This window comes from Actinophytocola sp. (genome assembly GCF_050699915.1).
In the GTDB taxonomy this organism is placed as follows: Bacteria; Actinomycetota; Actinomycetes; order Mycobacteriales; family Pseudonocardiaceae; genus Actinophytocola.
In genome coordinates this window covers 23,114-33,892 of record NZ_JBOHGA010000049.1, presented here as the reverse complement: position 1 = coordinate 33,892, position 10,779 = coordinate 23,114, and the positions used below count along the sequence as shown (strand labels likewise).

Sequence of the window (10,779 nt, the reverse complement as noted above, 5' to 3'; positions counted from 1 at the left end):
CTCTCCAATAATGCTTAATTTGGAGACTCAATCAATCCCAGCAAAATATACCCAAACCAAAAAAGGCCCAGGCACAAGCTCACTAGCATATTGAATCGGCACACTGTTGAGTTCTCAAACAACACACGCACACCCATCACGGACCGCCAGAAGCGGAACGATCAGAAGGACGTCTGCTTGGTTTCCTACTTTGGTTGGATCCGTCACTCCCTGCTTGGGAGACCTCGAGGGCCTCGCTTGGGAGGAGAACCGAATCCCTGCGCCGCAACACGTTATCTGGTCCGTCTCGCGATGTCAACTCGCTTGGCCCAGCTCGCTGCCAGCCCCTGAATCCTAACAGGGGCCTTGCGGTTCACGTCGTCCGGGTCCGACTCGCTACTTCCGAGCCCGTCCGCCGTGTCTTGCGACGAGAGAAAAGTTAGCGACCAGCCGTGGGCAAAGTCAAATCGGCTGGTCAGCGGCCCTTTCAGAGCAGCGGGAGCAGCGTGCGGAGCTCGTAGGGCGTCACGGAGCGTCGGTAGGCGTCCCACTCGTTGCGCTTGTTCCGGAGGAAGAAGTCGAACACGTGCTCGCCGAGCGTCTCGGCCAGCAGCTCCGAGCTCTCCATCTCCGCGAGCGCCTCGCCCAGGTTCTGCGGCAGGTGCGCGTACCCGGCCGCCCGCCGCTCGGCGTCGGTCAGCGACCACACGTCGTCCTCGGCGGCCGGCGGGAGCTCGTACTCCTCGCGGACGCCCTTGAGGCCGGCGGCGAGGATCACCGCGTACGCCAGGTAGGGGTTGCAGGCCGAGTCGAGACTGCGGATCTCCACCCGACGGGATGACGCCTTGCCGGGTGAGTACATCGGCACCCGTACCAGAGCGGATCGGTTCGCGTGACCCCAGCACACCGCGGACGGGGCTTCACCGCCCACGATCAGGCGTTTGTACGAGTTGACCCACTGGTTGGTCACCGCGGAGATCTCCCGCGCGTGCCGCAGCAGACCGGCCACGAACGCCTTGCCGGTCGCCGACAGCTCGTACGGGTCCTCGCCCTCGTAGAAGGCGTTCCGGTCCCCCTCGAACAGGCTCACGTGTGTGTGCATGCCCGACCCCGGCTGGTTGGAGAACGGCTTGGGCATGAACGAGGCCCGCACGCCCTGCGTCAGCGCGACCTCCTTGACCACGTACCGGAAGGTCATGACGTTGTCGGCCATGGTCAGCGCGTCGGCGTAGCGCAGGTCGATCTCCTGCTGGCCGGGGGCCCCCTCGTGATGGCTGAACTCCACGGAGATCCCCATCGCCTCGAGCGTCTCGATGGCGTGCCGGCGGAAGTGCGTCGCGGTGGCGTGGCTGGCCTGGTCGAAGTACCCGCCGTTGTCGGCCGGCACCGGCTCGCGGCCGTCCTCGTGCAGCTCGGAGAGCAGGAAGAACTCGATCTCGGGGTGCACGTAGCAGGTGAACCCGGCCTCGCTGGCCTTGGCGAGCGCGCGCCGCAGCACGTGCCGCGGGTCGGCCCACGACGGCGAGCCGTCCGGCATCGCGATGTCGCAGAACATCCGCGCCGCGTAGGGGTGGCCCTCCGGGTCCTCCCACGGCAGCACCTGGAACGTCGCCGGATCGGGGCGGGCGACCATGTCCGACTCGTAGACGCGGGCGAAGCCCTCGATCGCGGAGCCGTCGAAGCCGATGCCCTCGGCGAACGCGCCCTCGAGCTCGGCCGGCGCGACCGCGACCGACTTGAGAAAGCCCAGGACATCGGTGAACCAGAGGCGCACGAACCGGATGTCCCGCTCCTCGAGCGTGCGGAGGACGAACTCCTGCTGTCGATCCATGGCCGCAGCCTAGGTAGATCGTGTTAACGGCGTGTTTCGGTGAGGACGGGATCCCGGATCGGACGAATCGAGAGCGACAGCAGGGCCGCCGCGACGCACAGCCCGCCGGCGATGAACCACGCCAGGTCGTAGCTGCCCTGCACGTCGCGCACGGCTCCGGCACCGACCGCGGCGATCGCGGCGCCGACCTGGTGGGAGGCGAACACCCAGCCGAACACGACCGGTCCGGCGTCGCCGAACCTGTTGCGGCACAAGGCAACCGTGGGCGGCACGGTCGCGATCCAGTCCAGGCCGTAGAAGATGATGAACACCCACATGCTCGGCTGGGTCTCCGGCGCGAACAGCGCGGGCAGGATCATCAGCGACAGCCCGCGCAGCGTGTAGTAGCCGCCGAGCAGCACCCGCGGGTCCATCCGGTCGGTCAGCCAGCCGGACAGGATCGTGCCGGCGACGTCGAAGAGGCCGACCAGCGCGAGCAGCGACGCGGCCGTTGTGTGCGGCATGCCGTGGTCGTGCGCGGCGGTCACGAAGTGCGTGCCGACGAGGCCGTTCGTGGACGCCCCGCAGATCGCGAACCCGCCGGCGAGCAGCCAGAACGTCCGGGTCCGGGCCGCCTCGCGGAGCACCCGCACGGCCCGCGCCGCGCTGCTGCCGGTGACCGTGACCGGCGCGCTCGCCTCGGTGGCGCCCAGCGCCGTGGTGCCGACGTCGCTCGGATGGTCGCGCAGGAAGGCGAGCACCAGCGGGACGACCGCGAGCGCGGCGGCGGCCACGACCAGCGCCGGCAGCCGCCAGCCGTGGTCGGTGGCGAGCGCGGCGACCAGCGGTAGGAAGACCAGCTGACCGGTGGCTCCCGCGGCGGTGAGGATGCCGCTGACCAGCCCGCGGTGGCGGACGAACCAGCGGCCGGTGACCGTGGCCACGAAGGCCATCGACATCGAACCGGTGCCCACGCCGACCAGCACGCCCCAGCACAGCATCAGCTGCCAGCTCGCGGTCATGAACACCGTGAGCCCGCTGCCCGCGGCGACCAGGACCAGCGCGCCGGCGACCACGCGGCGCATCCCGAGCCGGTCCATCAGCGCGGCGGCGAACGGCGAGATCAGGCCGAACAGCACCAGGTTGATCGACACGGCGGCCGAGATCGTGGCCCGTGACCAGCCGAACTCCTCGTGCAGCGGGTCGATCAGCACGCTCGGCACCGCGCGGAAGCCGGCCGCGCCGATGAGCATGACGAACGAGACCGCGGCGACGACCCAGGCCCAGTGCAGATGTCCCGCCTCCCCGGAATTCACCCTTGTGGTCACGTTGGTCGGTCCTGTCCTTCTCGGTGCGTACTTGTGGCTGAGTCGCGCCCCGTTCCCCTTAGGTGCGGTTGGCAGCCACGCGAGTCGTGCGTGCCGTGGCCTAGCGTCAGCGATCGGTTCGCCAGACACGAGTGGCCAGATCGCCAATATGTGCAAGAATCTGGCCATGGCCGCACCGCACCGGGTCGCCGTGCTCGCGCTGGACGTCGTCATCGGCTACGACCTGGTCATCCCGCCCACGATCTTCGGCGAGGCCACCGACGCCGCCGGCGACCGCCTGTACGACGTGCGCGTCTGCGGGCTCGACACGTCACCCATACGAGTGGCAGCGGGGTACACGATCGTGCCCGACCACGGCGCGGAGATCCTGGCCGAGGCGGACACGGTGATCATCCCGGGAACCCGCCTGCCGGGCGCTCGCCGGGACGGCTCGCTGCCGGACGACGTGGCGAAGGCGCTGGCCACGATCCCGCCGGCGGCCAGGGTGATGTCGATCTGCACCGGCGCGTTCGTGCTCGGCGCGGCCGGTCTGCTCGACGGCCGGCCGGCGACGACGCACTGGGCGCACGCCGACGACTTCCGAGAGCTGTACTCGAAGGTGTTGCTCGACGAGAACGTGTTGTTCGTCGACGACGGCGACGTGCTCACCTCGGCCGGTCTCGGCGCCGGCGTGGACCTGTGCCTGCACGTCGTGCGCGCCGACCACGGCAGCGACGTGGCCAACCGGGCGGCTCGCTACTGCGTCGTGCCGCCGTGGCGGGAGGGCGGCCAGTCGCAGTTCATCGACCGGAGCGTGCCCGAGAGCGGGGCCGACGGGACCGCGCCGACCAGGGCGTGGGCGCTGCGTCGGCTCTCCGAGCCGCTCGACCTCGCGATGCTGGCCGCGCACGCGCGGATGAGCGTGCGCACGTTCTCGCGGCGGTTTCGCGCGGAGACCGGCCAGTCCCCCGGCAGCTGGCTGACCCAGCAGCGGGTGCGGCACGCGATGCACCTGCTCGAGTCGACCGAGCTGGCGGTGGACGCGGTCGCGGCGCGGTCCGGCCTGGGTACCGGGGCGTCGCTGCGCCAGCACATGCGCGCCGCACACGGTGTCTCGCCGCTGGCCTACCGGAAGACGTTTCGAGCCGGCTGACTGCGATTCGGACAAGGCGGGGCCGCTCTCAGCTCGTCGGTCCTACGATGCGCGGCATGGTCATGCGCCGGTTCCTGGTCACCCTGCTCGCGTTGCTCGCGACGGTTCTCACCGCCTGCACGTCCGACGAGGGCGGTGAGGAGGGCAGCTCGCTGCCGGACGCCGCCGGGCTGCTGGAGGACGCCGCGCGGTCGACGGCCGACATCAGGAGTGCCCACTTCACGCTGACGGTCGACGGCAAGGTGCCGGGCCTGGACGTGCAGAGCGCGGACGGCGACCTGACCCGCGAGGAGGGCGGAGCCGGCGCGGCGCAGGGCACGGTCAAGATGACGCTGTTCGGCAACCTGTTCGAGGGCGAGTTCGTCATCGTCGGGGACAAGGCCTACATCAAGGGCCCGACCGGCGACTACCAGGAGCTGCCGGCGTCGCTGATCGCCAACCTGTACGACCCGGCCGCGATCCTCGACCCGAGCCGCGGCGTCGCGAACGTGCTGTCGAACGTGCAGGACCCGAACACGGAGGCCACCGAGGAGGTCGAGGGCGTGCAGACCTACCGAGTGAAGGGCAAGGCATCGCGGGACGTCGTGGCCGACCTGGTGCCGGGCGTGGACTCCGATGTGGACATCACGTTCTGGCTGCGCCAGGACGGCGACCACCAGCCGGTGAAGGCGAGCGTCGCGGTGCCGGCGGAGGGCTCGCCTTCCGTGGACGTCACGCTGTCCGATGTGGACAAGCCGGTCGAGATCACCGCGCCGCGGTGACGGCGCCGACGTCCCCGGTCGACGCGCCGGCGGGGCGCGGCCGGACGATCGCGATCGGCGCCGGCGGGCTCGCCGTGCTGCTGGGCGCGCTGGACACCTACGTCGTCGTCAGCGTGCTGCGGCAGATCATCGACGACCTGCAGATCCCGGTGAACCGGCTGGAGCGGATCACGCCGGTGGTGACCGGGTACCTGCTCGGCTACGTCGCGGCGATGCCGCTGCTCGGGCAGGCGTCGGACCGGTTCGGCCGCAAGATGTTGCTGCAGGCGTGCCTCGCCGGGTTCCTCGTAGGCTCGGTCGTCACCGCGGTCGCCGGGGACCTGTTCCTGCTGGTGACCGGTCGGGTGATCCAGGGCGTGGCGAGCGGCGCGCTGCTGCCGGTGACGATGGCGCTGGTGGCGGACCTGTGGGCGGTGCACCGGCGGTCGGCGGTGCTGGGCGCGGTCGGCGCGGCGCAGGAGCTCGGCTCGGTGCTGGGGCCGCTGTACGGGATCGCGATCGCGGCGGTCGCGGGATGGCGCGGGGTCTTCTGGGTGAACGTGCCGCTCGCGGTGCTCGCGATGGTGGCGGTGCATTTCACGGTGCCGTCCCGGCGCGTGCCTCGGTCCACTGTGGACGTCGTGGGGGCGGTGCTGCTCGCGGTGACCCTCGGGCTCGCGGTGGTGGGGCTGTACAACCCGACGCCGCGTGAGACGGTGCTGCCGCCATGGGGCGTGCCGCTGCTCGTGTCGGCTCTCGTGGTGCTGGCGGGCTTCGTGGTGTGGGAGTACCGGGCGCGGACGCGGCTGATCGACACGCGCGGGGTGGCGCTGCGGCCGTTCCTCGCGTGTCTGGGGGCCAGCCTGGCGGCCGGCGCGGCGCTGATGGTGACGCTGGTGAACGTCGACCTGTTCGGCCAGACGCTGCTCGGGCGCGACGACCGGGGCAGCGTGCTGCTGCTGGTGCGGTTCCTGGTGGCGTTGCCGGTGGGGGCGCTGCTCGGTGGCTGGCTGGCCTCGCGGTTCGGCGACCGCTGGCCCGCCGTGTGCGGCCTGCTCGTCGCGGCGTCGGGGTTCTGGCTGATCTCGGGCTGGCCGGTGGACGTGTTGGCGGCGCAACATTCGCTGGGCTTCGTGTCGCTGCCGCGGTTGGACGTCGACCTGGCCGTGACGGGGCTCGGGCTCGGGGCGGTGATCGCGCCGCTGTCGTCGGCCGCGCTGCGGGTGGTGCCCGTCTCGCAGCACGGGGTGGCGGCGGCGGGCGTGGTGGTGGCCCGGATGACGGGGATGCTGATCGGCGTGGCGGCGCTGGCGGCGTGGGGCCTGCACCGGTTCCACACGCTGACCGCGTCGCTGGACACGCCGCTGCCGTTCGGCAAGTCCCCGGAGGAGGCTCGGCGGGAACTGGCCGCTTACCGGTCCGCGGTGGACTCGGCGTTGTTGACGCAGTACACGGAGATCTTCTTGATCACGTCGTTCATCTGTCTTGGTGGGGCGGTGTTGGCGTTGTTCATCGTGGGGCGCCGGGATGAACTGTCCACAGCGCACTGAGTAGTCCACAGGAAGCGCCTGACCACCGTTTTCGTCGGTGTTCCTCGGTAGACTGGCGTGAGGGGTGCCCCCGGAGAGGGTGGGGGCGTTGGGTAGGTGAGTTCTGCACGCGCGTGCGTGCGCGCGGGGTTTCGGGCCGGGTTGGGTGCGTCCGAGTCACGGTTTGCAGCGGGTGCCTTCCTTGGGGAGCTTCTGCTCCACCAGGTACGTCGCCCCCGCGTCGTCCACGCACGGATTTCCTTGCAGGAACACCGTGTGCTGGGTCGCCTCGTACGTGACCAGACCGCCGTCCAGGGCCTTCGCCAACGCCACCCCGGCCTTGTAGGGCGTCGCCGGGTCGTTGGTCGTCGAGACGACCAGGACCGGCGGCAGCCCCTCGACCTTCGGCACGTGTGGGGCGCTCGTCGGGGGCACCGGCCAGAACGCGCACGCGTCCCGCGCCTGGCCCGGCGGCTCGCCGTCGTCCAGGAAGGGGGCCGCTCGCTTGTAGCGGGTGTTCAGGTCGAGCACGGCCTTGGGATCGCTGACCCGCGGGTCGTCCACACAGTGGATCGCGGTGAATGCTTCCTGCGTGGTCGTGTACTTCCCGTCCTTGCCGCGCTCGAGGTACAGGTCCGCCAGGAACATCAGCGTCTGCCCCCGCTGCTGCTGCAGCTCGTTCAGCCCCGTGTTCAGCTGCTCCCACAGGTCCTGCGTGTACAGCGCCTGCACCACCCCGGTCGTCGCGTCCTCATAGGACAGTGGGCGGCCGTCGACGTCCATCGGGCGCTCGGCGAGCGGGCGGATCAGGTCCTGGAAGTCCCCTTGGGCGGCATCCGCGGAGCGACCCAGCGCGCAGTCGTCCCGCTCGACGCACCAGTCCACGAAGTCCTCGAAGGCCTGCTGGAAACCGGCCCCCTGCGCGACGGTCGAGTCGGTCTGGCTCTGCGTCGGGTCGACCGCGCCGTCCAGCACCAGCGCGCGCACGTTCTTCGGGAACGCCTCCGCGTAGGTACTGCCGATCCGGGTGCCGTACGAGAACCCGACGTAGGTGAGCTTGTCGTCGCCCAGCGCGGAGCGCAGCACGTCCATGTCCCGCACGACATCGCGGGTACCGAGGTTCGCGAGCATCGCCTCGCCGTGCTCGGTCCGCTCCGCGCACTTCGCCACGTAGTCCTGCGCCTCGCGCTCGTTCTCCCGGGTCCCGGCGGCCGACGTGTCCAGCTCGATGTCGTCGGCCCGTTCCTCGTCGGTCTCCTCGTCGGTCAGGCAGTCGACGGTCGGCTCGCTGGAGCCCACCCCGCGCGGGTCGAAGCCGACGAAGTCGAACCGCGCGGCCAGGTCGTCGTTCGCCTCGCTCATCCGGACCGCGGTCGACAGGCCGGCCACGCCGGGGCCACCCGGGTTGACCAGCAGCGACCCGATCCGGTCCGCCTCCGACGTGGCCGGCTTGCGGAGCACACCGACGCGGATCGTGTCGCCGGTGGGCTTCGCGTAGTCCAGCGGAACGGTGAGGTGCGTGCACTGCGCGGCCGGGTCGGCGAGCGGCTCGATGTCGTACTCGCCGCTCGCGTAGCTCGCGCAGTTCTCCCAGGTCAGCTCCTGGCCGTAGAACCTGTCCAGCTCCGCCGGCACCTCACCGGCCGGCCCCTTCGACTCGGCGAAGGGCAGTCTCGCCTCGGACGCCCCGTCGACTGTCGACGTGCAGCCCGCCGCCGTGGCGACGAGCATGAGTAGGGCGGCGAACCGGCGGGATCTGGTCACTGGCCGATCCTCCCATCGGGGTGTGAATAGGCTGTTGGGTCGAGGTGGAACCAATCAGACCGGCTCCACCGTTACCGTTCAGGGCGAACGACATCAGGAGCGAGGAGGTGAGCGTCGGGTGGCGGCGTTCATGCGGCGCGTCAAGAGCCGGTTCAGCCGGTTCCTGGATCGTCCGGCCACCGTCGACATCTCCCGTTACCAGGAGCTGCTCAAGTCGGTCGAATGGCGAGAGGCGAAGGTCGAGAAGCTGACCGACGCCGAGCTCGCCGAGGCGGCGACGGAGCTGCGGGAGAAGGACTCGTTCGGCGAGAAGGAGCTGGCCGAGCTGTGCGCGCTCAGCCGCGAGGCGGCTCGCCGCGCGCTCGACGAGCGACCGTACGACGTGCAGCTGCTCGGTGCGATGGAGCTGCTCGCCGGCCACGTCGTGCAGATGGCGACCGGTGAGGGCAAGACGCTCGCGGGCGCGATCGCCGCGGCCGGGTACGCGCTGCAGGGCCGGCCGGTGCACGTGATGTCGGTGAACGACTACCTGGCCCGGCGCGACGCGGAGTGGATGGCCCCGGTCTACGAGCTGCTCGGGGTCAGCGTCGGCTCGGTCGGCCAGACCTCCACGTCCGAGGAGCGGCGCGCGGCCTACGCGGCGGACGTCACCTACGGCTCGGTCAGCGAGATCGGCTTCGACGTGCTGCGCGACCGGCTCTGCACCGACGTCGCCGAGATGGTCGGCCGCGAGCCGGACGTGGTACTGGTCGACGAGGCCGACTCGGTGCTCATCGACGAGGCCAAGGTGCCGCTCGTGCTCGCCGGCTCGTCGGACGACGCGCAGACCGACCCGGAGGTCGCCAAGATCGTCCGGACGCTGCGGCCCGGCGCGCACTACGAGCGCGACGAGGACGGCCGCAACGCCTGGCTGACCACACGCGGCGCGAAGATCGTGGAGAAGGCGCTCGGCGGGCTCGACCTGTACTCCGGCGAGCACGGCGACCGGCTCGCCGCGGTCAACGCCGCGCTGCACGCCCACGCGCTGCTCGAACGCGACGTCGACTACATCGTCCGAGACGGAAAGGTCCACCTGATCAACTCCTCGCGCGGCCGGATCGCACTGCGGCAGCGCTGGCCCGACGGGCTGCAGGCGGCGGTCGAGGCCAAGGAGCGGCTGTCGCCGACGGAGAGCGGCGAGGTCCTCGACTCGATCAGCGTGCAGGGCCTGATCAGCCGATACAAGACCGTGTGCGGGATGACCGGCACCGCGTCCGCCGTCGCCGAGCAGCTACGCGAGTTCTACGACCTGCGGGTCGCGGTGATCCCGCCGAACAAGCCGTGCGTGCGCGAGGACGAGGCCGACCGGCTCTACGACACCGTGGAGAACCGGGAGAAGGCGATCGTCGCGGAGATCGCCGAGACGCACGCCACCGGGCGGCCGATCCTGATCGGCACGCGGGACGTGGCGGAGTCGGAGCGGCTCGCGAAGATGCTCGCCGAGGCCGACGTGCAGAGCGTGGTGCTCAACGCGAAGAACGACGCGCAGGAGGCCGCGATCGTGGCCGAGGCCGGCGCGTACGGCGCGGTCACCGTGTCCACGCAGATGGCCGGGCGCGGCACCGACATCCGGCTCGGCGGCAAGGCGAACCCCGGCGACCACGACAAGGTCGCCGACCTGGGCGGGCTGCTGGTGATCGGCACCGGGCGCTACCAGTCGTCCCGGCTCGACGACCAGCTGCGCGGCCGGTCGGGCCGGCAGGGCGACCCGGGTGGGTCGGTCATGTTCTCCTCGCTCGGCGACGACCAGGTCGTGCAGTACGCGCCGGACGCCACCGCGGGCGACAAGCCCGACGACGAGGGCCTGCTGGCCGACCCGACGACGCAGCGGTTCGTCGACCACGCGCAGAAGGTGGCCGAGGGCGTGCAGCTGGAGATCCACCGCAACACGTGGCGCTACACGCGGCTGATCGAGCACCAGCGCAAGGTGCTGCTGGAGTACCGCGACGACCTGCTGCGCACCGACCTCGCGGCGACGGAGCTGGCGGCGTTGGCCGGCGAGCGCTGGGAGTCGCTGACGGACTCCCACGACGACGAGACGCTGGAACGGGCGGCGCGGCAGATCCTGCTGTACCACCTCGACGAGCGGTGGACCGAGCACCTGGCCTTCCTCGCCGACGTGCGCGAGTCGATCCACCTGCGCGCGCTCGCGAAGGAAACGCCGATCGACGAGTTCCACCGCACCGCGATCCCGGAGTTCCGCAAGATCTCCGACGAGATCGCCGAACGCGCGGCGAAGACCCTCGAGAAGGTGGAGATCACGGCCGAGGGCGCGAACCTCGACGCGCAGGGCCTGCGCCGGCCCTCGGCGACGTGGACGTACATGGTCCACGACAACCCGTTCGACACCGACGCGGAACAGGCCCTGCAGCGGGTGCGCACCATGATCAAGAAGGTCCGCGGCGGCGCGCGGCGGTAAGGGCGTCGCTCACGCTTTTCGTCTGCGGGGCGAAAACTG

At 70.7% G+C, this 10,779-nt stretch carries 7 protein-coding genes; 4 read left to right on the top strand and 3 right to left on the bottom strand.

What is annotated here, in order from left to right; genetic code table 11:
- Positions 1-466: 466 nt before the first annotated feature.
- Positions 467-1,810, bottom strand: coding sequence for a type I glutamate--ammonia ligase (gene glnA / locus ACRDSK_RS11995; RefSeq protein ID WP_431440409.1), 1,344 nt, complete (start codon positions 1,808-1,810; stop codon positions 467-469).
- 23 nt (positions 1,811-1,833) lie between these two features.
- Entirely contained in the window at positions 1,834-3,042 is a 1,209-nt protein-coding gene (locus ACRDSK_RS11990) for an MFS transporter (RefSeq protein ID WP_431440415.1), read from the bottom strand.
- 241 nt (positions 3,043-3,283) lie between these two features.
- Between ACRDSK_RS11990 and ACRDSK_RS11985 the strand changes: the two genes are divergently transcribed.
- Genes ACRDSK_RS11985 through ACRDSK_RS11975 form a run of 3 tightly spaced genes read left to right on the top strand, consistent with a single transcriptional unit; the run spans position 3,284 to position 6,539 of the window.
- On the top strand, positions 3,284-4,249 hold the full coding sequence (locus ACRDSK_RS11985; RefSeq protein ID WP_431440408.1) for a GlxA family transcriptional regulator: 966 nt from the start codon (positions 3,284-3,286) through the stop codon (positions 4,247-4,249).
- A 56-nt stretch (positions 4,250-4,305) separates the two neighbouring features.
- Entirely contained in the window at positions 4,306-5,010 is a 705-nt protein-coding gene (locus ACRDSK_RS11980; protein ID WP_431440407.1) for an LppX_LprAFG lipoprotein, read from the top strand.
- Entirely contained in the window at positions 5,007-6,539 is a 1,533-nt protein-coding gene (locus ACRDSK_RS11975; RefSeq protein ID WP_431440405.1) for an MFS transporter, read from the top strand. Before ACRDSK_RS11980 ends, ACRDSK_RS11975 begins: the two co-directional genes overlap by 4 nt.
- A gap of 156 nt (positions 6,540-6,695) precedes the next feature.
- Here the strand turns inward: ACRDSK_RS11975 and ACRDSK_RS11970 are convergent, their stop codons facing one another.
- Positions 6,696-8,249, bottom strand: a complete 1,554-nt coding sequence (locus ACRDSK_RS11970) for an alpha/beta hydrolase (RefSeq protein WP_431440414.1) — start codon at positions 8,247-8,249, stop codon at positions 6,696-6,698.
- A 163-nt stretch (positions 8,250-8,412) separates the two neighbouring features.
- Between ACRDSK_RS11970 and secA2 the strand changes: the two genes are divergently transcribed.
- Positions 8,413-10,740, top strand: a complete 2,328-nt coding sequence (gene secA2 / locus ACRDSK_RS11965; protein WP_431440413.1) for an accessory Sec system translocase SecA2 — start codon at positions 8,413-8,415, stop codon at positions 10,738-10,740.
- The last annotated feature ends 39 nt before the right edge of the window (positions 10,741-10,779 follow it).

Excerpts from the sequence above, each read along its gene's own strand:
- glnA (WP_431440409.1), bottom strand. The coding sequence starts at position 1,810 with ATGGATCGACAGCAGGAGTTCGTCCTCCGCACGCTCGAGGAGCGGGAC.
- ACRDSK_RS11990 (WP_431440415.1), bottom strand. The coding sequence starts at position 3,042 with ATGCTCATCGGCGCGGCCGGCTTCCGCGCGGTGCCGAGCGTGCTGATC.
- ACRDSK_RS11985 (WP_431440408.1), top strand. The coding sequence starts at position 3,284 with ATGGCCGCACCGCACCGGGTCGCCGTGCTCGCGCTGGACGTCGTCATC.
- ACRDSK_RS11980 (WP_431440407.1), top strand. The coding sequence starts at position 4,306 with ATGGTCATGCGCCGGTTCCTGGTCACCCTGCTCGCGTTGCTCGCGACG.
- ACRDSK_RS11970 (WP_431440414.1), bottom strand. The coding sequence starts at position 8,249 with ATGCTCGTCGCCACGGCGGCGGGCTGCACGTCGACAGTCGACGGGGCG.
- secA2 (WP_431440413.1), top strand. The coding sequence starts at position 8,413 with ATGCGGCGCGTCAAGAGCCGGTTCAGCCGGTTCCTGGATCGTCCGGCC.